The sequence below is a fragment of the Pseudomonas sp. EL_65y_Pfl2_R96 genome (genome assembly GCF_963970905.1).
In the GTDB taxonomy this organism is placed as follows: domain Bacteria; phylum Pseudomonadota; class Gammaproteobacteria; order Pseudomonadales; family Pseudomonadaceae; genus Aquipseudomonas.
Map to the genome: position 1 here is coordinate 526,983 of NZ_CAXAQH010000001.1, position 23,677 is coordinate 550,659.

Here is a 23,677-nt window from a genome sequence, read left to right on the forward strand (position 1 = left end):
TAATATTTGTGATTATTTTTTTCTACAGGGATTGGTAACTTGGCCGGATACCCCCATCCTGTCGCGCACAATCCAAGAGGTGATTGATGCGCGCCAACTCGTCTGATCCACAAGACACCGTCACAGCGACACAACCGATCAAAGCCGAGCGTCTGCGCTTGCTGGATCGAATCAGCAAATACCGTCAACCCATCGGTCTGGCAGTCACGTTGCTGTTGTTCGCCATCGCGCTGATTGCCTGTCGTCACCTGCTCAGCGAACTCGATTTGTACGCGCTGCACGACTCGATCCTGGAGGTGCCGAAACCGGCCTTGCTGGGTGCGTTCGGTGCGACCGTCATCGGTTTCATCATTCTGCTGGGCTATGAATGGTCAGCCAGCCGTTATGCCGGCGCGACGCTGGCGCCGCGAATACTGGCACTGGGCGGTTTTACCGCCTTCGCTATCGGCAATGCCATCGGTCTTTCGCTGCTATCGGGCGGCTCGGTTCGCTACCGTTTATATGCACGTCATGGCGTGGGCGCTTCGGAAGTCGCGCATATGACGCTGTTTGCCAGCCTCTCGCTCGGTTGCGCCCTGCCGCCCCTGGCCGCCCTCGCCACGCTCAGCAACCTGCCTGCCGCCTCCGTGGCCCTGGGTTTCTCCCAGACCTTGCTGGGTGCGATTGCAGTGGCCGTGCTACTGCTCGCCACGGTATTGGCCATCGGTATCTATCGCCGTCGCCTGCCGGAACAGCCTTACCCGGACAACCTGCTGGTCAAGGTCGGCCGCCGCACCTTGCGCCTGCCAGGTCGTCGCCTGACCTTCCTGCAACTGGTCATCACTGCCCTAGACGTGGCCGCCGCCGCGACGGTGCTCTATCTGTTGCTGCCGGAAGCGCCACCCTTCGGTGCGTTCCTGCTGGTCTATCTATTGGCCCTGGCCGCTGGCGTGCTCAGCCATGTGCCGGGCGGTGTCGGGGTGTTCGAAGCGATTTTGCTGGCCGCCTTCGCCGACAAGCTCGGCGCCGCGCCACTGGCTGCCGCCCTGCTGCTCTACCGCCTGATCTACGTGGTGTTGCCACTGCTGGTGGCTTGCGTATTGCTGCTGATCAACGAAGGCCAGCGCCTGTTTCAAACGCGCCAGTCCCTGCGTGCCGCATCAGGTCTGGCCGCGCCGATTCTGGCGGTGCTGGTGTTCCTGTCCGGCGTGGTGCTGCTGTTTTCCGGCGTGACGCCGGAAATCGATACCCGCCTTGAACACATCGGCTTTCTGATCCCCCATCGCCTGGTCGACGCCTCGCACTTCGGCGCCAGCCTGGTGGGCGTTCTCTGCCTGCTGCTGGCTCAGGGGCTGCGTCGCCGCCTGTCGGCCGCATGGATGCTGACCACCATTCTGTTGTTGGTCGGCGCGGTGCTCTCTCTGCTCAAAGGGTTCGACTGGGAAGAGGCCTGCCTGATGACCCTGACGGCGAGCTTGCTGGGGGTTTTCCGGCGCTCGTTCTACCGCCCCAGTCGCCTGACCGAATTGCCGTTTTCGCCGCTGTATCTAGTGTCCAGCCTCTGCGTACTCGGCGCGTCGATCTGGCTGCTGCTGTTCGCCTATCAGGACGTTCCCTACAGCCATCAACTCTGGTGGCAGTTCACCCTTGACGCCGACGCCCCGCGGGGCCTGCGCTCGCTGCTCGGCGCCGCGGTCCTGCTGGTGGTGGTGTCGCTGACCTGGTTGCTGCGCACTGCGCGCCCGGTGATCCATCTGCCAACGCCCGATGAACTGGACCGCGCGGTAAAGGTTCTCATGGCCTCCTCCCAACCGGATGGCGGCCTGGCCCTGACCGGTGACAAGGCGCTACTGTTTCACCCCAACGACGAGGCGTTTCTGATGTACGCTCGCCGTGGCCGCAGCCTGGTGGCGCTGTATGACCCGATCGGCCCGACCCAGCAACGGGCGGAAATGATCTGGCAGTTCCGCGACCTGTGCGATATCCACCACGCCCGCCCTGTGTTTTATCAAGTGCGCGCCGAGAACCTGCCGTACTACATGGACATCGGCCTGAGCGCGATCAAGCTCGGCGAGGAAGCCCGGGTCGACCTCAAGCGTTTCGATCTCGAGGCCAAAGGCAAAGAGATGAAGGACCTGCGCTACACCTGGAACCGCGGCACCCGTGACGGCCTGTCGCTGGAGATCCATGAGCCAGGGCAAGCGCCGATGGACGAGCTCAAGGTGATTTCCGATGCCTGGCTGACCGGCAAGAACGTGCGCGAGAAAGGCTTCTCGCTCGGGCGTTTCAGTGATGACTACCTCAAGCACTTCCGTGTCGCGGTGATTCGTTTCGAAGGGCGCCCGGTGGCGTTCGCCAACCTGCTCGAGACCTACGGCCATGAACTGGCCAGCCTCGACCTGATGCGCGCGCACCCCGACGCGCCGAAGCTGACCATGGAGTTCATGATGGTCGGCCTGATTCAACATTATAAAAATCATGGATACGCGCGCTTCAGCCTGGGCATGGTGCCGTTGTCGGGGTTGCAACCCCGCCGAGGCGCGCCACTGACCCAGCGCCTGGGCTCGATGGTATTCCGCCGTGGTGAGCAGTTGTACAACTTCCAAGGTTTGCGCCGCTTCAAAGACAAGTTCCAGCCCGACTGGGAACCCCGTTATATGGCTGTGCCCGCCGGACTCGATCCGCTGGTGGCCCTGGCCGACACTGCTGCCCTGATTGCGGGCGGCTTGACTGGATTGGTGAAACGCTGATGATTCAACGCTCCCTGCGGTACGTACTGGCCACACTGGTAGTGCTGGCCCTGATTGTCGGTGGCGGTTACTGGTACCTCAAACGCCCGGCGCCAGAACCGACCCTCGAACTGCTGACGCCAGCCGATGGCGCCGCGATGACCCGCGTCATCCCCGGCACCACGCCGCGCGCCCAGGTGCTGGTGGCGGTCAATGAAGAGCAGAAGCTCAGCGACAAACAATTGATGACCCTGAGCCGCAGCGGCTCGGCGCAGATTGTTCAGGTGATTTTGCCCAAAGACTGCCTGCTGCAAAGCCGCGCATTGCAATCGGGTTTAAGAGAACTCAAAGGCCCGGCAACCCTGGTCAGCGGTATCGGCCCTGGCGCTGTACTGGCCTGGCGCTGGTTGTCCGAACAAAAGGACGACAAGACTCAGGCCATTTCGGTTGACCTGGCCCTGGAAAAACCCGGCTGCACTCACCTGCTGCCAAAAAGTGCCGCTCACGGCCACTGGCTGGTGGCCTGGAACGACAACCCGGACGACACCAGCGCCGGCTTCGTGCGCGACCAACCCAATGCCGAAACCAGCATCAGCGACTACGACATCAACCTGCCGCAAGTGCTGAACAACGAACTGCGCAAAATCCTCGTCGGCGGCGATAAAGCCGCTGGCGGCCTGCAGATCCCGGTGGTCGAAGTCCCGGCCGGTCAAGCCAAGGACACCGTCACCCTGTTCCTTTCCGGTGACGGCGGTTGGCGCGACCTGGACCGCGACGTGGCCGGCGAGATGGCGAAGATCGGTTACCCAGTGGTCGGCATCGACACCCTGCGCTACTACTGGCAGCACAAGAGCCCGGAGCAAAGCGCTCTGGACCTGACCGAACTGATGCAGCACTACCGGCAGAAATGGGGCACCAAGCGCTTCATCCTGACGGGCTACTCGTTCGGCGCGGACGTCCTGCCCGCCATCTACAACCGCCTGCCGGAAGCCGAGCAGCAGCGAGTCGATGCAATCATCCTGCTGGCCTTCGCCCGCACCGGCAGCTTCGAAATCGAAGTCGAAGGCTGGCTCGGCAACGCCGGCAAAGAAGCCGCCACCGGCCCGGAAATGGCCAAGCTGCCGCCTGCAAAAGTGGTGTGCATCTACGGCGAGGAAGAAGTCGACGAGAGCGGCTGCACCGACAAGACCGCCGTGGGCGAAGCGATGAAACTGCCTGGCGGCCATCACTTCGACGAGAACTACCCGAAACTGGCCCAGCGCCTGGTCGATGCCATCGAGAAGCGTCAAGCGAAGGCGGCGGCGCAGGAGTGATCTGAGCCGCGCTCACAAAAAAGCCCCCGCAGCCTTATGGTTGCGGGGGCTTTTTTTACATGTACAAACATGAGGCGCTACCCGCTAGCCGGACTTCATGTGGATGTTCTGTGTTTCCATGGCTAAAGCTGAACATCTATCCACGTTACGTCATCTTCAACACCGATAAAGTCGCTATCCGGTGCTGCCAGCAAGCTGCTTTGCTGCGACTCCGTTAACTCCGCCCAGAAGCCATCGGTTACGAACACCAGTCGCTCACCGACGGCCAATGGGTGAAAAACAAAGTCAGGGTCCGGGGTACGATTAACCTTCAGGCATCGGGTTATCCAGTTTCGAGCCGGATCTTGCGCCAGCTCACGGTGCGAACGATCGCGCCTCCAATTGGCCTTGCAGTGGGGCGGCGTAATCCACTCGATCGTGCCTGCCGGTGTCACTACACCACACGAACAGTCACCCTCATACGCAAGCGTGAGCTTCCCATGAGCAGCGAAACCGATCAGGTAACACGTGGCCCCAGTCTGGTCCGCAAACAAAACGGAGTGAAGCTCGGCCAGCACTGAACCAAGTACCCGCTCAACTGCTCCGTACTCAGTGATATCGCCCTCCCGATCCATGTGTTTCGGGCAGGCCGCTAAAACACCTTTTACGAAGCATTCAGCCAGCTGACCACTGCCGGGCTTCGACGTACCGTCCGTAATGACGAATAGCCCTCTGTCGCCATCGCAGAGAACTCCAGCACAGTCATGATTGGCTTTCCTAGTCCGACCTATTACTGATCTGGTGCCGTATCTCATGCGTTGCCCAGGTCCTTCATGCGCTTGTGAATGATTCGCCCTCTGCCCGGATTAGCCTGCACCGAGCCCGAGCTTTCAATCACGTAGTCGATACCCCTGAGCACCGTGAGTTCTCGAATTCCAGTCGTGATGAATTCTTTGAGTTCAGACTCAGCTTGGCGAACTTCTTCCAAAAGCTCTGTACGACCATCAATCAAGATGATTATGTCTTCGACGTCTTTGTGGTAGGGGTCGCCCTCACCACGACCGCTAAAGGCCTCTAGTTTCGTCGCAAGAAAGTAGGTCGGTTTAAATATCTGGATTACGGTACCGCTGGGCAACGTAAATTTATCGGCCCTCGCCAGCCCCTCCACGAACCAACGGTTGGCATATCCGAGAACTTCGGGATCAGAAGGCATCACGTCAACGACGACGTCGTTGAAGCGGAAACGACAGTTGACTTCATCCTCACCGGTGATCTTGAAGCTCTTGGCCGCCAGCCGTTCTATGAGGTGTTGCCAAGCGCTAATGCCTGCCAGCTCGATCACCAAGTCAACATCATCGGTGAAACGGATATCGTCCAGCACAGCAGTATCAGTAACCAGCATGGCCGTGGTGCAACCACCGACAAAGGCAACCTCTGCGAGAAACGCCTCCCCCAAGCCGTCTGCAACAAATTCTATGAGCTCATAGTTGTGATCCGCGTTTGATGACATGTTATTTCAGCCCCATCCCTGCTTTTAGAATGTTAACCGCCACACCACACTCTCGCGGGCCACCAAGACGGATCGCATCAGCAAGCGCAAGATAGTGATAAAGGATTCTGTCCCTCTTCACCGCCTCCGGCACCGTCTTGTAGAGCGGCTCTATCGCCTGACCACGCTCAGTTCCGAGAGCATCGGGCCAAACCGGAATCAACCCGCCAGCACTCTTGATGCTTTTGGACAGGGCTGGCGCTGCGAAGCCTGTTGGAATACCGCGAACCATCGCGCCCGGCTTCACGGGGAAAAAGTATTTCAGAGCGTGCTCGGTGATTTTCAGCAGCTCTCGCCGATTAACTTTCGGAAGGCCGGTGTCGTAGTCATTGGTGAGCATTCCGGACTCACGACACCTGGCTATAGAGTTTGAAATCTCGCTTTTGCTTAGCCCAAGGGACGCAGACAACGCACGCAACGAGTAACCTTCACTCCAACTCGCCAGCAGCGGAGAAGATACCGGCTCCAGCCACCCTTCCCACCCATGCTCATCACCCAAGGGTGAGTCGAATTCCTGGCGGTGGAATACAGTGTCTTCATCATCAGCGGGGTAGGTGACTAGCGGCGGCCCCACTCGCCCCCCAACCGTCATTCGACTTAGCTGCTGGGGCTTCAACAATTCCTCAACCATGTTCGAATTCGACTCAAACTCCATCTTCCCAAAAAGATTTTCTTCCTGGGCGTGCAGGCTGGCCATCTTGAACAAAAGCAAAATGTCTTGACTCTTCATGAAGCTAAAAACTCCAAGTGTCCACATTCCATGAAACGTGGACACTTGTCTCATTGGAAATATCGAGCCGTCAAGTCCTTTCGATATTTATCAGTTTTCACTGGGAAACCTGCAGATCGTCTGCCAATTCGCGAACAGGTGGGATAGTGACAATTCCGGTTTCACTCGTCTGCTGCAACAAAGCAAAAACTCCAGCGACTTGTAAAATCCCTCACCGCGTTTAGTTTCGTTTACTTAAGGTGTCGCAATATCGGATGACGGACGCAGACCTTGTAGGCAAACTCCGAATCTCGCGTTTGGGCACTTTGCCGCCTTGTTGCACTTTTCTTCGACGGGATACTCTCCGGACGTCGCTGACCATTCAGCGATCGGGCTTGGAAACCCGTCGGATACTAGCCGCAACAGCGCCCCGTCATGATTGCATGCGTTTTGTGATCATGAGTTATGGCAGCTGTGCGTGGGACGTCCTCGGGCGTGCCGGTTCCTAGTTCCCGGTTTTCCAACCTGCGTACAGCTGTCACCCATTCGCTTGGAAACGAATGTGTCAGCTCCTCGACTAGGATTTTGACTATGACTAAAATTGATTCGTCCGCGATTTCAGAACTAAAAACCATCGGCTTCACCCCGCTCATCTACTGCTCGGATCAGGCGTTGTTCAACGTCCGCGCCGGCGTCCCCATCGTTGATGCATTGTCACAAGCCTCCGATCTGCTGTTCCTCGCCAAATCATTTTCCGAGGATGCCGCCTACGCAAAAGACACTGACCGCCACGCCTGGGCCGCGCATTATCTGACGGCGATGGGTAAGGCGGTGATTGATGATGTAGTGAAGGTGCTGACCCCGCGACCTGCTCGGACAATGACTGAATCTGAAGAAGAGCTGCCTGAAAGCAAGTAAAGGTGCCAACACCGCAGATCCCCTATGGGAGCGAGCCTGCTCGCGATGAGGCCATTACATTCAACATCTGCGTTGGCTGACAGGTCCTCATCGCGAGCAGGCTCGCTCCCACAGGGGATTGTCAGTGGACTCAAGTCATCGACCACAAAAAAGCCCCCGCTACCTTCATGGCAACGGGGGCTTTTTCATGGGGGCTTACATCTCGACCTGGGTACCCAGTTCAATCACCCGATTCAACGGCAGGTTGAAGAAGCGCAGATTACCGTTGGCATTCTTCAGCATGAAGGCGAACAACGCCTCTCGCCAGCGGGCCATGCCTTCGAGCTTGGAGGCGATGACCGTCTCGCGGCTGAGGAAGTAAGTGGTGCGCATCGGGCTGAAGTCCAGGTCGTCGAGATGACACAGCTTCAGCGCTTGCGGCACATCCGGCTCGTCGATGAAGCCGAAATGCAGGATCACCCGGAAGAACCCTTCGCCGTAGGAATCGACCGCGAAACGCCGTTGCGGCGGGACGCGCGGGATGTCTTCGTACACCACCGTCAGCAACACCACTTGCTCATGCAGCACCTGGTTATGCAGCAAGTTGTGCAACAGCGCGTGAGGCACCGCGTCCGGGCGAGCGGTAAGGAACACAGCCGTGCCCTGGACCCGATGCGGCGGTTGCACGCGGATACTGCTGATGAAGATCGGCAGCGGTAGCCCGCCCTCGTCCAGACGATCGACCAGCAGCTCTTTACCGCGCTTCCAGGTGGTCATCAGGATAAACAGCACGATCCCCGCCAGAACCGGAAAGGCACCACCCTGAATGATCTTCGGCACGTTGGCGGCGAAGAACAGCCCGTCCACCAACAAGAAGCCGATCAATATCGGCACCGTCAGCACCGGCGGCCATTTCCAAAGCAGCAGCATCACCGCCGACACCAGAATGCTGGTGATCAGCATGGTCCCGGTCACGGCGACACCGTAGGCCGAGGCCAGCGCACCGGAAGACTCAAACCCCAGCACCAGCAAAATCACCCCGACCATCAGCGCCCAATTCACTGCACCAATGTAAATCTGCCCCTGTTCGGCACTGGAGGTGTGCTGAATGCGCATGCGCGGGATGTAGCCCAACTGAATCGCCTGACGGGTCAACGAGAACGCACCGGAGATCACCGCTTGCGAGGCGATGACGGTGGCCAGCGTCGACAGGATCACCAGAGGAATCAACGCCCAGCCTGGCGCCAACAGGTAAAACGGGTTACGTGCAGCTTCCGGGTCTTCCAGCAACAAGGCGCCCTGACCGAAGTAGTTCAGCACCAACGCCGGCAGCACCAGCGCGAACCAGGCACGAGCGATCGGCTTACGGCCGAAGTGGCCCATGTCTGCATAAAGCGCTTCGGCACCGGTCAAGGCCAGCACGACCGCGCCGAGAATCGCCACCCCCATGCCCGGATGCACAATGAAGAAACGCACACCCCACACCGGATTGAGTGCATTGAGTACTTCAGGATGTTTGATGATCCCGCTGATGCCGAGTACACCCAGCACCACAAACCACGACACCATCACCGGGCCAAACAGCTTGCCGATGCGGTCCGTGCCGTGTTTCTGGATCAGGAACAACCCCACCAACACGATCAGCGACAATGGTACGACCCAGCGCTCCAGCCCCTCGAACGCCAGTTCCAGCCCTTCCACCGCCGATAGAACGGAAATGGCTGGGGTGATCATGCTATCGCCATAAAACAGCGCAGCACCGATCAATCCCAGAATCACCAATAGCGCGCGCAACTTCGGATAAGGCGTCGAAGCACGACGAGCCAGTGCCGTCAGCGCCATGATCCCGCCTTCACCCTGATTGTCGGCGCGAAGAATGAACAGCACATATTTAATCGAAACGACCCAGATCAGCGACCAGAAGATCAGTGCCAGAATCCCGAATACTCCGTCATGGTTGACCGGAACCCCATAATGCCCGGCAAAAACCTCTTTGAGGGTGTACAGCGGGCTCGTGCCGATATCGCCGTAAACCACCCCGACCGCCGCGACCAGCATGCTGATCGGCTTCGCCGCCGAATGCCCGCCGGCTATCGCCTGACTACTTGCCTGCCCCATCCATCACTCCTACTACTCAGACCCGGACTTCATCGAAGAAGCACTATGCTTTGTCGTGCAGCATGCACTTTTTTACTTGTCGTTACAGACCTTTTATTGACTGCAAAAATCGGTAAAGCGTAACGGCGCGAAGCATAACGCAGCACTCGTCGTATTTCCCTGCATAAAGCTGGTCAAGTGCGCTGCCCATCGTTAGAATTGCGCACTTTTTGACCAGAGGGTGCAAGATAGCGCCCGTCTGTCGCCTTGCCGTCTTCGGCTGGAGGCGTCACAAATACCGAGGTTAGACATGTCCACCACTCCTGCGCCGGCCAATCCAAAGGTTGGCTTCGTATCCCTGGGTTGCCCGAAAGCACTGGTCGACTCCGAGCGCATCCTTACCCAACTGCGCATGGAAGGCTATGACGTTGTGTCCACTTATCAGGACGCCGACGTCGTGGTAGTCAACACCTGCGGCTTCATCGACTCGGCCAAGGCCGAGTCCCTGGAAGTGATCGGCGAAGCCATCAAGGAAAACGGCAAGGTCATCGTGACCGGCTGCATGGGTGTCGAAGAAGGCAATATCCGCAACGTGCACCCAAGTGTGCTGGCGGTGACCGGTCCGCAGCAGTACGAGCAAGTGGTCAACGCCGTGCACGACGTCGTGCCGCCGCGTCAGGATCACAACCCGCTGATCGACCTGGTGCCGCCCCAAGGGATCAAACTGACCCCGCGCCACTACGCCTACCTGAAGATTTCCGAAGGCTGCAACCATAGCTGCAGCTTCTGCATCATCCCGTCGATGCGCGGCAAACTGGTCAGCCGCCCGGTCGGTGACGTGCTCGACGAGGCCCAGCGCCTGGTCAAGTCCGGCGTCAAAGAGCTGTTGGTGATTTCCCAGGACACCAGCGCCTACGGCGTCGACGTGAAATACCGCACTGGTTTCTGGAACGGCGCGCCGGTGAAAACCCGCATGACCGAACTCTGCGAAGCCCTGAGCACCCTCGGCGTCTGGGTGCGCCTGCACTACGTTTACCCGTACCCGCACGTCGACGAGCTGATCCCGCTGATGGCCGCCGGGAAAATCCTGCCGTACCTGGACATCCCGTTCCAGCACGCCAGCCCGAAAGTCCTCAAAGCCATGAAACGCCCGGCCTTCGAAGACAAGACCCTGGCGCGGATCAAGAACTGGCGCGAGATCTGCCCGGACCTGATCATCCGTTCGACCTTCATCGTCGGCTTCCCCGGCGAAACCGAAGAAGACTTCCAGTACCTGCTGAACTGGCTGACCGAAGCCCAGCTCGACCGCGTCGGCTGCTTCCAGTACTCGCCGGTTGAAGGCGCACCGGCCAACGATCTGGACCTGGAAATCGTTCCGGACGACGTCAAGCAAGACCGCTGGGAGCGCTTCATGGCGCACCAGCAGGCCATCAGCTCGGCGCGCCTGCAAATGCGCATCGGCCGTGAGATCGAAGTGCTGGTCGATGAAGTCGACGAGCAAGGCGCAGTCGGCCGTTGCTTCTTCGATGCCCCGGAAATCGACGGCAACGTGTTCATCGACAACGGCAGCAACCTGAAGCCAGGCGACAAAGTCTGGTGCAAAGTGACTGACGCCGACGAATACGACCTGTGGGCTGAACAGATCTAAACGCAAAAATACAAAAAGCCCCGCCCTCTTGAAGAGATGCGGGGCTTTTTTACGTCTATCGTTTTGTGGGAGAAAAAGCTCGCAGCATTACGGAAACGGCTCTTAACAGAAGGAGCAAGCGGCCATGCGCCAACATTCGGTCATTCACACACCGAAACAGAGCGACTACGAAGAACTCACCCAAGTGTGGGAAGCCTCGGTGCGCGCTACCCATGACTTTCTGCCCGACACCTATATCGAACTGCTGAAGAACCTGGTGCTGACCCGCTACCTCGACGCCGTCATGCTGATCTGCACCAAAGACTCGCGCCAGCGCATTACCGGGTTCGCCGGCATCGCGGCGGGCAAGATCGAAATGCTCTTCATCGATCCAGACCACCGTGGCAAGGGCCTGGGCAAGCAATTGCTGCGCTATGCCCTGGAACACCTGAACGCCGATGAGCTGGACGTCAACGAGCAGAACCCGCAGGCCCTGGGCTTTTACTTCAAGCAAGGCTTCGAAGTGATCGGTCGCTCCGAGCATGACGGCATGGGCCAGCCCTATCCGTTGCTGCACATGCGTTTGCGTCAGGCGCAACAACGTACGCGCAGCGGCTGACACAACATGAAACCCTTGTGGGAGCGCGCCTGCTCGCGAAAGCGGCCTATCAATCGACATTGATGTTGAAGCTCATGACGCTTTCGCGAGCAGGCTCGCTCCCACATTAAAAGCACATGAGGCAAATGGACCCGCGATTAACCGGCGCCAGGCAGGTACAATGCCCACCCCTTTTTTGTTACGGCCCTGTCATGACTGACCCGATTCGTCTCTCCAAACGCCTCATCGAACTCGTCGGCTGCTCCCGTCGGGAGGCTGAGCTGTTCATCGAGGGCGGCTGGGTCACCGTGGACGGTGAAGTCATCGACGAGCCGCAGTTCAAGGTCGACACCCAGAAAGTCGAACTTGATCCCGAAGCCAAGGCCACCGCACCAGAGCCGGTGACCATCCTGATGAATGTCCCTGTGGGCATGGACGCGGAAACGGCCATGGCGACCCTCAGCGCCGCGACCCTGAGCGAAGAACACCGCTATGGCAAACGTCCGCTCAAGGGCCACTTCCTGCGCCTGACCGCCAGCGCCGACCTGCAGGCCAACGCCAGCGGTCTGCTGGTGTTCACCCAGGACTGGAAGATCCTGCGCAAGCTCACCGCCGACGCCAGCAAAATCGAGCAGGAATATGTGGTCGAAGTTGAAGGCGACATGGTGGCTCACGGTCTCAACCGCCTGAACCACGGCCTGACCTACAAGGGCAAGGAACTGCCGCCGGTCAAAGCCAGCTGGCAAAACGAAAACCGTCTGCGCTTTGCCATGAAGAACCCACAACCGGGTGTGATTGCCCTGTTCTGCCAGGCCGTCGGCCTCAAGGTCGTCGCCATCCGCCGCATCCGCATCGGCGGCGTGTCCATCGGCAAAGTGCCCGCCGGGCAATGGCGCTACCTGTCCGGCAAAGAGAAGTTCTAAGACTTTTCCCGCCGCCACACATTTCGGCGCTGCAGCTTTATGCGGCGCCCACAGCGAACTATCAGGACTGCACACATGATTCATAACGACGTACTGCGCAGCGTGCGCTACATGCTCGACATCAGCGACAAGAAAGTCATCGAGATCATCAAGCTCGGCGGCATGGACGTGTCCATGGAAGACCTGCTGACGTACCTCGACAAGAAAGAGGAAGACGAGGAAGGCTTCGTACGCTGCCCGGACGAGGTCATGGCGCATTTCCTCGACGGTCTGGTGATCTTCAAGCGCGGCAAAGACGAAAGCCGTCCACCGCAGCCGATCGAAGTGCCGGTGACCAACAACATCATCCTGAAGAAATTGCGCGTGGCCTTCGAGTTGAAGGAAGACGACATGCACGCCATCCTCAAGGCCGCCGAGTTCCCGGTATCCAAGCCTGAGCTGAGCGCGCTGTTCCGCAAATTCGGCCACACCAACTACCGCCCGTGCGGCGACCAGTTGCTGCGCAACTTCCTCAAGGGCCTGACCCTGCGCGTGCGCCCGCAATAACGTGCGAGACGGATCTGATCTGTGAACGCTGTGTAGGAACTGTCGCGGATCCTGGCGCGGGAGCTGGTGAGCCAGCACATCAACGTCAACGTGATTGCGCCGGGACGCTTCCCGAGCAAGATGACTCAGCACATTGGCAACGATGAGCAGGCACTGGCCGAGGACACAGCGTTGATTCCGATGAAGCGCTGGGGGCGGGAGGAAGAGATGGCGGCGTTGGCGATCAGTCTGGCGAGTACGGCCGGGGCGTATATGACCGGGAATGTCATTCCTTTGGACGGCGGGTTTAGTCTCTGAGATTGGTGGCGCGTCCATCGCGAGCAGGCTCGCTCCCACAGAGGCCCGCTGTGACCACAACATTTGTGCCCGCCGCAAATCAAATGTGGGAGCGAGCCTGCTCGCGATGGCGGACTGACAAGCGCCACCGATCTCGCGACCGCTCGGGTTATCATGCCGCCCTAATCCCCCGCCTTGACCCCAGACCATGACCTACAGCGTTTCCCCCATCGGCTTCGTGCGCTCCTGTTTCAAGGAGAAGTTCGCCATTCCGCGCCAACCGCAACTGGCCCCGGCCGCTCGGGGCGTGCTGGAACTGGTGGCGCCGTTCGATCAGGGTGATGCGGTGCAGGGGCTGGAGCAGGTCAGCCATGTCTGGCTGTTGTTCCTGTTCCATCAGGCCCTGGAAGAAAAGCCACGCCTGAAAGTCCGCCCTCCGCGCCTGGGCGGCAACAAATCCATGGGCGTGTTCGCCACCCGCGCGACGCACCGCCCCAATGGCATCGGTCAATCGGTGGTCAAACTGGACAAGGTCGAAGCCAATCGGCTGTGGATCTCCGGCATCGACTTGCTGGACGGCACGCCGGTTCTCGACATCAAACCTTACGTGCCCTACGCCGACATCATCGACACAGCGTCCAACAGCATCGCCAGCACCCCGCCACCGTTGATTCCCGTGCAGTGGACGGACTCAGCGCTGCAACAGGCTCACAGCCACGCTCAGCGCCTTGAAGAGCCCTTGGTCGAGCTGATCGAGCAATGCCTGGCACAAGACCCACGCCCGGCCTACCAGATTCCTGCGCCTGAGCGGGAATACGGCGCGCAGTTCTGGGATGTGGATGTGCGCTGGCATTACCCCACGCCTGACCTGATCCGCGTCCTTGAAGTCATTCCCGTCTCCAACGCGTAGGAGCAGCCTCGTTTCACTCGACAGCTCCTACAAGGTTTGTGTCCGGCATAAAAAAGCCCCCATTGCCTTCACAGGCAATGGGGGCTTTTCAGTGATGCGGTGTTCTTACTTCTCGACGAACGCACGCTCGATCAGGTAATCACCCGGCTCGCGCATCCGTGGCGAAACTTTCAGGCCGAAGCTGTTCAACACTTCGCTGGTTTCGTCGAGCATGCTCGGGCTGCCGCACAGCATGGCGCGGTCGTCCTGCGGGTTGATCGGTGGCAGACCGATGTCGCTGAACAGCTTGCCGCTGCGCATCAGGTCGGTCAGGCGGCCTTCGTTTTCGAACGGCTCGCGGGTCACGGTCGGGTAGTAGATCAACTTGTCACGCAGGGCCTCGCCGAAGAACTCGTTCTGCGGCAGGTGCTCGGTGATGAATTCGCGGTAAGCGACTTCATTGACGTAACGCACGCCGTGGCACAGGATCACTTTTTCGAAACGCTCGTAGGTTTCCGGGTCCTGGATGACGCTCATGAACGGCGCCAGACCGGTACCGGTGCTGAGCAGGTACAGATGTTTGCCAGGCTTCAAGTCGTCCAGCACCAGCGTACCGGTAGGCTTCTTGCTGATGATGATCTCGTCGCCTTCCTTCAGATGCTGCAACTGGGAAGTCAGCGGGCCATCAGGCACCTTGATGCTGAAGAACTCGAGATGCTCTTCCCAGTTCGGGCTGGCAATCGAGTAAGCGCGCATAAGCGGCCGGCCGTTGGGTTGTTGCAGGCCGATCATCACGAACTGACCGTTCTCGAAGCGCAGGCCCGGATCGCGGGTGCACTTGAAGCTGAACAGAGTGTCGTTCCAGTGGTGAACACTGAGGACACGCTCGTGGTTCATGTTGCTCATGTACGTGGGACTCCTGGGAGATTTTGTCTGCGCATGCTCTGCGCCTGCTCTGCGAAAGATGAGCTGTTGTGCGCAATTGCATCGCATTCTAATGGCAGCGACAATATCTGTTAAATGGATTATTAAGATAAGGGTTATCGGTTATATCGATATGCGATTTACTCTCCGTCAACTTCAAGTATTCGTCGCCGTCGCTCAGCAGGAAAGCGTATCCCGTGCCGCGGGTCTGCTCAACCTCTCACAATCGGCGGCGAGCACCTCGATCACCGAGCTAGAGCGCCAGTGCAGCTGCCAGCTGTTCGACCGCGCCGGCAAACGGCTGAGCCTCAACGCCCTCGGCAAACAGCTGTTGCCACAAGCGGTGGCCCTGCTCGATCAGGCCAAGGAAATCGAAGACCTGCTCAATGGCAAATCCGGTTTCGGCTCCCTGGCGGTCGGCGCGACCCTGACCATCGGCAATTACCTGGCGACCTTGCTGATCGGCAGCTTCATGCAGCGTCACCCGGAAAGCCAAGTGAAGCTGCATGTGCAGAACACCGCCAACATCGTGCAACAGGTGGCTCACTATGAAATTGATCTGGGTCTGATCGAAGGCGACTGCAGCCATCCGGACATCGAAGTGCAGAGCTGGGTCGAAGATGAGCTGGTGGTGTTCTGCGCGCCCCAGCATCCGCTGGCCAAACGCGGCACAGCCACCATGGAGGCGCTGAGCCACGAAGCCTGGATCTTGCGTGAACAAGGCTCGGGCACACGGCTGACGTTCGACCAGGCCATGCGTCACCACCGTAGCGCGCTGAACATTCGCCTGGAGCTGGAACACACCGAAGCGATCAAGCGCGCGGTGGAGTCAGGTTTGGGGATTGGCTGCATTTCGCGCCTGGCGCTGCGCGATGCGTTCCGTCGCGGCAGCCTGGTGCCGGTGGAAACACCGGATCTGGACCTGGCGCGACAGTTCTATTTCATCTGGCACAAACAGAAATATCAGACATCGGCGATGCGCGAATTCCTCGACTTGTGCCGCGCGTTCACCGCCGGGGTTCAGCGCAGCGACGAGATCGTCCTGCCCACCATCGCTTAAAGCAGGATCACCGCCCACACCAGGGCGATCATGCTCAACGCCACCAATTGAGCAGCGCTGCCCATGTCCTTGGCGTTCTTGGACAGCGGGTGCAACTCGAGGGAAATACGGTCGATGGCCGCTTCCACCGCCGAGTTGAGCAATTCGACGATCAGCGCCAACAGGCAGACTGCAATCAGCAGCGCCTGCTCGACACGACTGACATTCAGGAAAAACGACAGCGGAATCAGGATGGCATTGAGCAACACCAGTTGGCGAAAGGCCGCTTCACCGGTGAAGGCCGCGCGCAGGCCGTCCAGGGAGTAACCGGAGGCGTTGAGGATGCGTTTTAGGCCGGTCTGGCCTTTGAAAGGTGACATAGAGTAAGCAACTGACCAAAAAGGAGTGGGAAAGCTAGATGAAGCAAAGTCAAAAAAGCGTGAATACGTAGTGCTTTAGTGACTCGGAATTGACTCAAGTTGTTGCAGGAGCAGCGCCGCCTGAGTCCGGGTCCGCACATTCAACTTACGGAAAATCGCTGTGACGTGGGCCTTGATCGTCGCTTCGGAAACGCTCAATTCGTAAGCAATCTGCTTGTTCAGCAAACCTTCACAGACCATGGTCAACACCCGGAACTGCTGGGGTGTCAGGCTGGCAAGGCCTTCGCTGGCAGCCTTGGCTTCGTCGGAAACGCTGACCGCTTCGAAGGCCTGGGGCGGCCAGAATACGTCGCCATCGAGCACCGCGCGCACCGCTTTCTGAATGACGCTCAGGTCACTGGACTTGGGAATGAAGCCACTGGCGCCGAACTCACGGGATTTCACCATGATCGACGCTTCTTCCTGAGCCGACACCATCACCACCGGAATCTGCGGGTACTGCCCACGCAACAGCACCAATCCGGAAAAACCGTAAGCCCCCGGCATGTTCAGGTCCAGCAACACCAGATCCCAGTCGGCCTTCTCGTCAAGACGGGTTTCCAGTTCGGCAATGCTCGCCACCTCCACCAGGCGGACATCCGGGCCCAGGCCCAGGGTCAACGCTTGATGCAAGGCACTACGAAAAAGAGGGTGATCATCGGCAATCAGGATTTCGTATGTGGCCATTTTTCAAATGATCCTGTTTTTCATGGGACGCCCGATGCATTCAGGCCTCGCCAAAACGGCGCCAAGCATGCCCAGCGAAGCCGGGGTGGTCAAGTTGCATGGCGCTGCCAACGAACCTCGTTCTTTGCAGTATGGGCGACGTTCAGCAGACCACGGGCGCCGTGTGCTGCACGAAGGGCATCAACTCGGCGTGGGCCGGTGTTTCAACATTCATATCCAGCTGATGTTTAGCGTCCAGGTAATGCTGGCTGAACACATCAAAATAGGCGTCCAGTGCCGAGGCAGCGTCGGTATCGCCGGCAAGATCCAGGCACAGCGCTGCCACTTCGGCCGTGCACAGGTGCTCGCTGCGCGTGGACCTGCGCAATCGGTAGCGTGAAAGCTTCTCGGGGAGCAGGCTCAGAATCGGCAACGCATCGAAATAGGGGCTTTTACGGAAAATCTTCCGGGCTTCGGTCCAGGTGGCGTCCAGCAGAATGAACAGCGGGCGCTTGGTGCTATCGACCGCGACGCTGTGGGTGACTCGCTCGGGCTCGACGTATTCCCCCGGAAACACCAGATACGGCTGCCATTGCGGGTCGGCCAACAGCGCCAGCAGTTGTTCATCGACCTCGGTACGCGACCAGATGAACGCATGGTTGTCGCGCACCACATCGGCAATCAGCCAACCGGTGTTGCTCGGTTTGAACACTTCTTTGTTGGTCATGATCAGGCACACGCCGCTGCGGGTGTCGACCTGCGGGCGCCAGGCGCACAGGCAGTGGCTCTCGATCACGCGACAGGCGCGGCAACGGGTTGCCCGCCAGCCACGGGCCTGAATCGGCTTGATGCCCGCCTCTTCGCGCTCGTCGCGCAAGCGGGCTACGGCGTTCTTCGCAAAGTGCATAGGGGTTTGACTCATCGCAGGCAACGCCGACGGCTAAGGAAAATCGACACAAAAAACACTCGGCAAGGCAAAAAGTGCCGGCAGTTTACCAGAGGGTTCGGCGCAAGCCTGTACCGTCCGGGCCACCTCCCCTATAATTCGCCGCCACTGAACGCACAGTCACGTGACGGGTCGAACCACCAGTCACTGAACCAGGAGAGTTTCATGCTGCGCCTTATCGTTCCCACCGCTGCCGTTTTGCTGGCGTCGTCCTTCAGCGCTCAGGCTGCGTCCTTGAGTGAGCAGAATCTGAACAGAGAGCTGCGAAACGTCGCCGCACAAAGCAGTGTTGGCACTCCACGGGCGATCAACGAAGACATTCTTGATCAGGGCTACACTGCCGAAGGCAACGTGCTGATCAACCACTTGAGCGTGCAAAGCAGCCACGCCGAAAAAATGCGCGCCGATCCGAAAGCGGTGTACTTCCAGCTTGGCGCCTCCGTCTGCAGAAACGAAGGGTTCCGCAAGCTGATGGCCAAGGGCGCGATCATGCGCTACGACTTCACCGAGGTGAAGACCAACCGCCCGGTCGGCTCCGCAAGCTTCCAGGAATCGGACTGCCCGAAAGCGACTCCACCGAAGAAGAAGTAATCACCTGGAATTGGCGCGCCGCTGTTCATCCTCGGCGCGCAGTTCTGCCAACAGCGCCTGCAAGTAGCGCGAACGCCGGTCCCCGCCCTCCAGACGTCGGCAGCACTCTTCTTCGAGACTCAAATGGTGGGCCTCGGCCGATGCTTTCAGTAATCGATACAGTTGCGCATCGATCTCCAGAGTGACTCTGGGCATGGTTTCCCGCCTCCCTGCACGCATTGATCACTGTTGACCACGCGATAAATCCCTGAATTGCTAGAACGTTGCGTCCTGCCATTGACGCAAAGTTGTCGTGTCACGCCTGTCACTTAGTAAATCAGAGCGCAGGACATACGGCTTGCGTTCAGACGAGCGGTGAGAGCACCTTGCAAATCGTCAATAAGCGGTTGCCAGGAAAGACTTTGCGGCGCAATGATCAAGCCAGCGAAAATCGTTGCGAGGGTCTAAATTCAAAGTGTTCACGTTGATTTTTTTCAGGGCAGAAAAGGGGCTGCCCATTGCAGGTCTTATTGTGCGAACGTTTCTTTCATTCAAGGGATAAACAGAGCCCGTATGGATGGCTCGATTGCAACCGAGTCAGATGGAGCGCCCAGGCATGGGCTTGGGCAGACAGCGACACAAGGGGTGTCGCGGCACCGGCGATTGTTTGGTCGGGCCGAGGGTTCTGTGCAGAAGGAGAAGTTGAATGCCTTACCAACCGAATGACCTCCTGAGCCGTCATTTTCAAGAAAGCGGCCACGACCTCACCAGCAAGGTCGAAGAACAACTCAACCTGGTTTCACCCAACAGCCCCAACATCCCGATTTACCGCGACATGATCCTGACCGTGCTGCGCATGGCCCAGGAAGATCACAACCGCTGGAATGCCAAGATCACCCTGCAAACCCTGCGCGAACTCGAGCATGCCTTCCGTGTGTTGGAGCAGTTCAAGGGGCGACGCAAAGTCACTGTTTTCGGCTCGGCCCGCACCCCCATAGAACACCCGTTGTATGGTCTGGCCCGTGAATTGGGCGCCGCTCTGGCGCGCTCGGACATGATGGTCATCACCGGTGCCGGTGGCGGCATCATGGCGGCGGCCCATGAGGGTGCCGGCCTGGAACACAGCCTGGGATTCAATATCACCCTGCCCTTCGAGCAACACGCCAATCCCACGGTCAATGGCACCGCCAACCTGCTGCCCTTCCACTTTTTCTTTACCCGCAAGCTGTTCTTCGTCAAGGAAGCCGACGCACTGGTCCTGTGCCCAGGCGGTTTTGGCACGCTGGATGAAGCGCTGGAAGTACTGACCCTGATCCAGACCGGCAAAAGCCCGCTGGTACCCGTGGTGCTACTGGATGCGCCGGGCGGCACGTTCTGGCAAGGCGCGCTGGATTTCATTCACCATCAACTGGAGGAAAATCGCTACATCCTGCCGAGCGACATGAAGCTGTTGAGCATGGTCTACAGTGCCGAAGAAGCGGTGGAGCAGATCAACCAGTTTTACAGCAACTTCCACTCCAGCCGCTGGCTCAAGCATCAGTTCGTGATTCGTATGAACCACAAGCTCAGCGACCCGGCACTCGAACATATGCAGCAAGCATTCGCCGACCTGTGCCTGAGCGATCATTTCCATCAACACACCTACAGCGGCGAGGAGCACGACGAAGCGCAGTTCAGCCATCTGGCGCGACTGTCCTTCACCTTCAACGCCCGTGATCACGGCCGTCTGCGGGAATTGGTGGATTACATCAACCTGCCGGAAAACTGGGCCCAGTCCAAACCCCAGGCGCAACAACGCACACGGAAACCGTCCAAGGTAACGTGAGGCAAAAAAAAACGGCCCGCTATCGAAATAGCGAGCCGCTTCAGTCAATCGTCCATCCCTCGGCCGCTGAACAAGCGGCTGATCATTTCCATGGAATATCCCCGATAACTCAGGAACCTGCCCTGCTTGGCGCGTTCCCGGGCGTCTATCGGTAAATGCCCGGCAAACTTGCGGCGCCAGGTGTCTTCCAGTTGTTCCTGCCAGTCGATACCACTCTCGCGTAAAGCCAGTTCGATGTCGGTGCGTTGCAGGCCGCGCTGGCTCAACTCTTCGCGAATTCGCAAAGGGCCATAGCCGGAACGAGCACGGTAGGAAACGAAGCTTTCGAGGTAACGGGATTCGGACAACAGGCCCTCTTCCGTCAAGCGGTCGAGTGCTGTGTCGATCATTTCAGGGAGGGCGCCGCGCTGACGCAGTTTACGCGTCAGCTCGACTCGACCGTGCTCGCGTCGCGCGAGCAGGTCCATTGCGGTTCGCCGCACCGCGACGAGTGTATCGAGTACGGCGGTCATCGGATCGATCAGATATCAGCGTCAGCCAGGTCGTCAGCAGTCTCTTTGACCGGCGATGCTTTGACATCCGGCGCTGGAGACAGCAATTTGTCGCGCAGCTGCTTCTCAAGTTTCGCGGCGATCTCCGGGTTGTCCGCCAGGAACTTGGCCGAGTTGGCCTTACCCTGACCGATCTTGGTGCCTTCGTAGGCATACCATGCACCGGATTTCTCGACGAAACCGTGCAGAACACCCAAGTCGATCATCTCACCGTTGAGGTAGATGCCCTTGCCGTAAAGAATCTGGAACTCGGCCTGACGGAACGGCGAAGCCACCTTGTTCTTCACAACCTTGACGCGGGTTTCGCTACCAACGACTTCATCACCTTCTTTCACCGCGCCAGTACGGCGGATGTCCAGACGAACCGAGGCGTAGAACTTCAGCGCGTTACCACCGGTGGTGGTTTCCGGGCTACCGAACATCACGCCGATCTTCATGCGGATCTGGTTGATGAAGATTACCAGGCAGTTGGCGTTCTTGATGTTACCGGTGATTTTACGCAGCGCCTGGGACATCAGACGGGCTTGCAGGCCCACGTGCATGTCGCCCATTTCGCCTTCGATTTCAGCCTTTGGCACCAGAGCGGCCACGGAGTCGACGATGATCACGTCAACCGCGTTGGAACGCACCAGCATGTCGGTGATTTCCAGGGCCTGCTCACCGGTGTCCGGCTGGGAAACCAGCAGGTCATCGACGTTGACGCCCAGTTTGCCGGCGTACTCAGGGTCGAGGGCGTGTTCGGCGTCGACGAAGGCGCAGGTCGCGCCGGCTTTTTGAGCCTGGGCGATCACCGACAGTGTCAGGGTGGTTTTACCGGAGGATTCAGGACCGTAGATTTCAACGATACGGCCTTTTGGCAGGCCGCCAATGCCGAGCGCGATGTCCAGACCCAGAGAGCCCGTGGAAATGGCCGGGATCGCCTGACGGTCCTGATCGCCCATACGCATTACGGCACCCTTGCCGAATTGACGTTCGATCTGACCCAGGGCCGCAGCCAAGGCTTTCTTCTTGTTGTCGTCCATTAAAGTCCTCACGTAATCAATAAGGCCTGACGGCCAACACCTGTATAAGTAGCCAGTATTATTCCACAGCGTTTCAGGATCGCCTACCCCTGATTTGAGATTTCTCCCGCGGCATGCCGCAGCAGCCCCTCTAGCGCGGCCTTCACCGTTTGTCGGCGGACCTCGTCGCGGTTACCGGGGAAGTGTTGAACCTCGCTGAACACCTGCTCGCCAACACCCCAGGCCAGCCACACCGTGCCCACCGGCTTGCCCGGCGAACCGCCATCCGGCCCCGCCACACCGCTGACCGCCACGGCAAAACGCGCCCGGTTTTTTTCCTGCGCGCCGCGAACCATGGCCTCGACCACCTCGCGACTGACCGCCCCGACGGTTGAAAACAACTCGGCCGGGACATTCAATTGCTGGGTTTTCTGGCGGTTGGAGTAAGTGACATAACCGGCCTCGAACCACGCCGAACTGCCCGGAATGCGGGTGATCGCCTCGCAAATCCCGCCTCCGGTGCAGGACTCGGCGGCAGTGACGTGGGCATTGAGAACCTGCAAGCGCCTGCCAAGTTCAGCGGCCAGCTGAGTGATATCTTTCACGACTCTCTCCTGATCGAGCGGAATGAGGCCTACCGTACACGAGCGGATCGCGCTTGCAAGGTTTGGGATCGATCAAAATGTTAGCGAGCGAGAGCCCTGACATAGGCCTGACAGGCCTGCAAGGCAATCAGTCCGGGTCACACCAGACCAGAACTGCTCATCCATTACTCGAGGAGCAGTTGCTTGATTGCCTCCAGCCGAGATGATGCATCAAACGTATGTGCAATTGGCCAAGCCTTTATGGAAACGCCAACATCAGGTGCCACAGAATTGATCTGCGCCTTTGCCATATCAGCTTGAGCGGCGGGTGTGCTGACATCCAGTGTGCCCACGTTCAGCATGAGCCTGGAAGGACCTTTGACTGTCTCCAACCGAGCCCGCGGCGACCTTGCCAGATAGGCAGGATCGTTCGGGCCGGACGGTGGAGCGCCAAGGACTGTCAGCATGTTGTCCTTGAGCTGCTGATCCTGAGTCGTGGTGTAGATCGACGCCAAATCGTGGATCACCAGCCACAACGATGCCAGGTGCACCTTGCCCGGATACTTGCCCATGTAATTCAGGGCCGCCATCGTACCGCCTGACGCCGCAGCTATATAGATGCGTGACAGGCCTGTCTTATACTGCACTTCCTGCAGGACGATATCGATACGCGCCAGCGAATCGTCAGAACCCATTGCTTGCGGAGTAGTGTTTGGCCCATTGAAGTTCGGTGAAACAATGCAGGCACGACTCAGACCCACCAGCTCGGGAAAAACCGTTTTGACGCTCTGATAATCAGCATCCCAGGTGTGCAGGTAAAGGATGATGCGATTCGCTTGAGCGGTGCATTTTATCAGGTACGGCTCGCCAGCCGCGTTGGCCTCTACATAGTCTGTCGTCACCATGCTCGAAGGAAATACAGCACTCGCTGCCATGTCGCTAGCCTTGCGGGTTGCTGTCAGAACATCTTCAGCCCATGCTGTTCCGGCACTGACTATTAGGGCCAATATAAGTGGCAAACCTTTCTTCATCATGTTCATT

At 58.8% G+C, this 23,677-nt stretch carries 23 protein-coding genes and 1 pseudogene; 12 read left to right on the plus strand and 12 right to left on the minus strand.

Annotation, left to right across the window (positions count from 1 at the left end):
• Positions 1-86: 86 nt before the first annotated feature.
• Together mprF and AACY49_RS02450 are read left to right on the plus strand one after the other, a co-directional pair.
• Entirely contained in the window at positions 87-2,729 is a 2,643-nt protein-coding gene (gene mprF, locus AACY49_RS02445) for a bifunctional lysylphosphatidylglycerol flippase/synthetase MprF (RefSeq protein ID WP_339521519.1), read from the plus strand.
• Complete coding sequence (locus tag AACY49_RS02450; RefSeq protein WP_339521520.1) at positions 2,729-4,021, plus strand: virulence factor family protein; 1,293 nt, start codon at positions 2,729-2,731, stop codon at positions 4,019-4,021. Before mprF ends, AACY49_RS02450 begins: the two co-directional genes overlap by 1 nt.
• A gap of 790 nt (positions 4,022-4,811) precedes the next feature.
• On the opposite strand, the gene AACY49_RS02455 is transcribed toward AACY49_RS02450, so the two are convergent.
• Both AACY49_RS02455 and AACY49_RS02460 read right to left on the minus strand, forming a co-directional pair.
• Positions 4,812-5,510: a hypothetical protein gene (locus tag AACY49_RS02455; protein ID WP_339521521.1), complete on the minus strand. Its 699-nt coding sequence runs from the start codon at positions 5,508-5,510 to the stop codon at positions 4,812-4,814.
• A gap of 1 nt (position 5,511) precedes the next feature.
• Positions 5,512-6,279, minus strand: a complete 768-nt coding sequence (locus AACY49_RS02460; RefSeq protein ID WP_339521522.1) for a MarR family transcriptional regulator — start codon at positions 6,277-6,279, stop codon at positions 5,512-5,514.
• Between the two features lie 570 nt (positions 6,280-6,849).
• On the opposite strand from AACY49_RS02460, the gene AACY49_RS02465 reads away from it, so the two are divergent.
• Entirely contained in the window at positions 6,850-7,176 is a 327-nt protein-coding gene (locus AACY49_RS02465) for a DUF3077 domain-containing protein (protein ID WP_339521523.1), read from the plus strand.
• 195 nt (positions 7,177-7,371) lie between these two features.
• On the opposite strand, the gene AACY49_RS02470 is transcribed toward AACY49_RS02465, so the two are convergent.
• A complete protein-coding gene (locus AACY49_RS02470) occupies positions 7,372-9,273 on the minus strand; it encodes a potassium transporter Kup (RefSeq protein WP_320391955.1) in 1,902 nt (633 codons plus the stop codon).
• Positions 9,274-9,562: 289 nt separating this feature from the next.
• On the opposite strand from AACY49_RS02470, the gene rimO reads away from it, so the two are divergent.
• From rimO to tsaA, 6 genes and pseudogenes are all read left to right on the plus strand, one after another.
• Positions 9,563-10,900 carry a 30S ribosomal protein S12 methylthiotransferase RimO gene (gene rimO, locus AACY49_RS02475; protein ID WP_258697298.1) on the plus strand — a complete coding sequence of 446 codons (1,338 nt, stop codon included), beginning with the start codon at positions 9,563-9,565 and terminating at the stop codon, positions 10,898-10,900.
• A 124-nt stretch (positions 10,901-11,024) separates the two neighbouring features.
• Positions 11,025-11,498 (plus strand): acetyltransferase, encoded by a 474-nt coding sequence (locus AACY49_RS02480; RefSeq protein WP_258697299.1) that lies wholly within the window; start codon positions 11,025-11,027, stop codon positions 11,496-11,498.
• A gap of 191 nt (positions 11,499-11,689) precedes the next feature.
• Positions 11,690-12,400 (plus strand): rRNA pseudouridine synthase, encoded by a 711-nt coding sequence (locus AACY49_RS02485; protein ID WP_258697300.1) that lies wholly within the window; start codon positions 11,690-11,692, stop codon positions 12,398-12,400.
• Between the two features lie 75 nt (positions 12,401-12,475).
• On the plus strand, positions 12,476-12,946 hold the full coding sequence (locus AACY49_RS02490; RefSeq protein ID WP_258697301.1) for a YehS family protein: 471 nt from the start codon (positions 12,476-12,478) through the stop codon (positions 12,944-12,946).
• A 36-nt stretch (positions 12,947-12,982) separates the two neighbouring features.
• Positions 12,983-13,243 (plus strand): annotated as a pseudogene (locus AACY49_RS02495) (SDR family oxidoreductase); the annotation flags it as partial.
• Positions 13,244-13,430: 187 nt separating this feature from the next.
• Positions 13,431-14,132 (plus strand): tRNA (N6-threonylcarbamoyladenosine(37)-N6)-methyltransferase TrmO, encoded by a 702-nt coding sequence (tsaA, locus tag AACY49_RS02500; RefSeq protein ID WP_339521524.1) that lies wholly within the window; start codon positions 13,431-13,433, stop codon positions 14,130-14,132.
• Positions 14,133-14,237: 105 nt separating this feature from the next.
• On the opposite strand, the gene fpr is transcribed toward tsaA, so the two are convergent.
• A complete protein-coding gene (gene fpr, locus AACY49_RS02505) occupies positions 14,238-15,017 on the minus strand; it encodes a ferredoxin-NADP reductase (protein WP_003443014.1) in 780 nt (259 codons plus the stop codon).
• A 151-nt stretch (positions 15,018-15,168) separates the two neighbouring features.
• On the opposite strand from fpr, the gene AACY49_RS02510 reads away from it, so the two are divergent.
• Complete coding sequence (locus AACY49_RS02510; RefSeq protein ID WP_258697303.1) at positions 15,169-16,095, plus strand: LysR family transcriptional regulator; 927 nt, start codon at positions 15,169-15,171, stop codon at positions 16,093-16,095.
• Here the strand turns inward: AACY49_RS02510 and AACY49_RS02515 are convergent.
• The 3 genes from AACY49_RS02515 to AACY49_RS02525 all read right to left on the minus strand — a co-directional run bounded on the left by AACY49_RS02515 (position 16,092) and on the right by AACY49_RS02525 (position 18,066).
• Entirely contained in the window at positions 16,092-16,454 is a 363-nt protein-coding gene (locus AACY49_RS02515) for a diacylglycerol kinase (RefSeq protein ID WP_019580981.1), read from the minus strand. The genes AACY49_RS02510 and AACY49_RS02515 overlap by 4 nt on opposite strands.
• Positions 16,455-16,529: 75 nt before the next feature.
• Entirely contained in the window at positions 16,530-17,180 is a 651-nt protein-coding gene (erdR, locus tag AACY49_RS02520; protein WP_258697304.1) for a response regulator transcription factor ErdR, read from the minus strand.
• Between the two features lie 142 nt (positions 17,181-17,322).
• Positions 17,323-18,066, minus strand: coding sequence for a tRNA-uridine aminocarboxypropyltransferase (locus AACY49_RS02525; protein ID WP_339521566.1), 744 nt, complete (start codon positions 18,064-18,066; stop codon positions 17,323-17,325).
• 204 nt (positions 18,067-18,270) lie between these two features.
• Between AACY49_RS02525 and AACY49_RS02530 the strand changes: the two genes are divergently transcribed.
• Complete coding sequence (locus AACY49_RS02530) at positions 18,271-18,696, plus strand: quorum-sensing-regulated virulence factor family protein (protein ID WP_258697306.1); 426 nt, start codon at positions 18,271-18,273, stop codon at positions 18,694-18,696.
• Here AACY49_RS02530 and AACY49_RS02535 read toward each other — a convergent pair whose 3' ends face one another.
• The gene (locus AACY49_RS02535) at positions 18,697-18,891 is read right to left on the minus strand and encodes a hypothetical protein (protein WP_258697307.1); all 195 of its coding nucleotides are present in this window, start codon (positions 18,889-18,891) and stop codon (positions 18,697-18,699) included.
• A gap of 490 nt (positions 18,892-19,381) precedes the next feature.
• Between AACY49_RS02535 and AACY49_RS02540 the strand changes: the two genes are divergently transcribed.
• On the plus strand, positions 19,382-20,500 hold the full coding sequence (locus tag AACY49_RS02540; protein ID WP_258697308.1) for an LOG family protein: 1,119 nt from the start codon (positions 19,382-19,384) through the stop codon (positions 20,498-20,500).
• A gap of 44 nt (positions 20,501-20,544) precedes the next feature.
• On the opposite strand, the gene recX is transcribed toward AACY49_RS02540, so the two are convergent.
• The 4 genes from recX to AACY49_RS02560 form a co-directional block, all read right to left on the minus strand.
• A complete protein-coding gene (recX, locus tag AACY49_RS02545) occupies positions 20,545-21,012 on the minus strand; it encodes a recombination regulator RecX (protein ID WP_258697309.1) in 468 nt (155 codons plus the stop codon).
• A gap of 8 nt (positions 21,013-21,020) precedes the next feature.
• Positions 21,021-22,073, minus strand: a complete 1,053-nt coding sequence (gene recA, locus AACY49_RS02550) for a recombinase RecA (RefSeq protein WP_008072704.1) — start codon at positions 22,071-22,073, stop codon at positions 21,021-21,023.
• 83 nt (positions 22,074-22,156) lie between these two features.
• Positions 22,157-22,657, minus strand: coding sequence for a CinA family protein (locus tag AACY49_RS02555; protein ID WP_339521525.1), 501 nt, complete (start codon positions 22,655-22,657; stop codon positions 22,157-22,159).
• 164 nt (positions 22,658-22,821) lie between these two features.
• On the minus strand, positions 22,822-23,670 hold the full coding sequence (locus AACY49_RS02560) for an alpha/beta hydrolase family protein (RefSeq protein ID WP_339521526.1): 849 nt from the start codon (positions 23,668-23,670) through the stop codon (positions 22,822-22,824).
• Positions 23,671-23,677 lie beyond the last annotated feature (7 nt).

What these genes read in the sequence shown, in the direction of transcription:
- mprF (WP_339521519.1), top strand. Translation starts at nt 87, where the DNA reads ATGCGCGCCAACTCGTCTGATCCACAAGACACCGTCACAGCGACACAA.
- AACY49_RS02450 (WP_339521520.1), top strand. Translation starts at nt 2,729, where the DNA reads ATGATTCAACGCTCCCTGCGGTACGTACTGGCCACACTGGTAGTGCTG.
- AACY49_RS02455 (WP_339521521.1), bottom strand. Translation starts at nt 5,510, where the DNA reads ATGTCATCAAACGCGGATCACAACTATGAGCTCATAGAATTTGTTGCA.
- AACY49_RS02460 (WP_339521522.1), bottom strand. Translation starts at nt 6,279, where the DNA reads ATGAAGAGTCAAGACATTTTGCTTTTGTTCAAGATGGCCAGCCTGCAC.
- AACY49_RS02465 (WP_339521523.1), top strand. Translation starts at nt 6,850, where the DNA reads ATGACTAAAATTGATTCGTCCGCGATTTCAGAACTAAAAACCATCGGC.
- AACY49_RS02470 (WP_320391955.1), bottom strand. Translation starts at nt 9,273, where the DNA reads ATGGGGCAGGCAAGTAGTCAGGCGATAGCCGGCGGGCATTCGGCGGCG.
- rimO (WP_258697298.1), top strand. Translation starts at nt 9,563, where the DNA reads ATGTCCACCACTCCTGCGCCGGCCAATCCAAAGGTTGGCTTCGTATCC.
- AACY49_RS02480 (WP_258697299.1), top strand. Translation starts at nt 11,025, where the DNA reads ATGCGCCAACATTCGGTCATTCACACACCGAAACAGAGCGACTACGAA.
- AACY49_RS02485 (WP_258697300.1), top strand. Translation starts at nt 11,690, where the DNA reads ATGACTGACCCGATTCGTCTCTCCAAACGCCTCATCGAACTCGTCGGC.
- AACY49_RS02490 (WP_258697301.1), top strand. Translation starts at nt 12,476, where the DNA reads ATGATTCATAACGACGTACTGCGCAGCGTGCGCTACATGCTCGACATC.
- tsaA (WP_339521524.1), top strand. Translation starts at nt 13,431, where the DNA reads ATGACCTACAGCGTTTCCCCCATCGGCTTCGTGCGCTCCTGTTTCAAG.
- fpr (WP_003443014.1), bottom strand. Translation starts at nt 15,017, where the DNA reads ATGAGCAACATGAACCACGAGCGTGTCCTCAGTGTTCACCACTGGAAC.
- AACY49_RS02510 (WP_258697303.1), top strand. Translation starts at nt 15,169, where the DNA reads ATGCGATTTACTCTCCGTCAACTTCAAGTATTCGTCGCCGTCGCTCAG.
- AACY49_RS02515 (WP_019580981.1), bottom strand. Translation starts at nt 16,454, where the DNA reads ATGTCACCTTTCAAAGGCCAGACCGGCCTAAAACGCATCCTCAACGCC.
- erdR (WP_258697304.1), bottom strand. Translation starts at nt 17,180, where the DNA reads ATGGCCACATACGAAATCCTGATTGCCGATGATCACCCTCTTTTTCGT.
- AACY49_RS02525 (WP_339521566.1), bottom strand. Translation starts at nt 18,066, where the DNA reads ATGCACTTTGCGAAGAACGCCGTAGCCCGCTTGCGCGACGAGCGCGAA.
- AACY49_RS02530 (WP_258697306.1), top strand. Translation starts at nt 18,271, where the DNA reads ATGCTGCGCCTTATCGTTCCCACCGCTGCCGTTTTGCTGGCGTCGTCC.
- AACY49_RS02535 (WP_258697307.1), bottom strand. Translation starts at nt 18,891, where the DNA reads ATGCCCAGAGTCACTCTGGAGATCGATGCGCAACTGTATCGATTACTG.
- AACY49_RS02540 (WP_258697308.1), top strand. Translation starts at nt 19,382, where the DNA reads ATGCCTTACCAACCGAATGACCTCCTGAGCCGTCATTTTCAAGAAAGC.
- recX (WP_258697309.1), bottom strand. Translation starts at nt 21,012, where the DNA reads ATGACCGCCGTACTCGATACACTCGTCGCGGTGCGGCGAACCGCAATG.
- recA (WP_008072704.1), bottom strand. Translation starts at nt 22,073, where the DNA reads ATGGACGACAACAAGAAGAAAGCCTTGGCTGCGGCCCTGGGTCAGATC.
- AACY49_RS02560 (WP_339521526.1), bottom strand. Translation starts at nt 23,670, where the DNA reads ATGATGAAGAAAGGTTTGCCACTTATATTGGCCCTAATAGTCAGTGCC.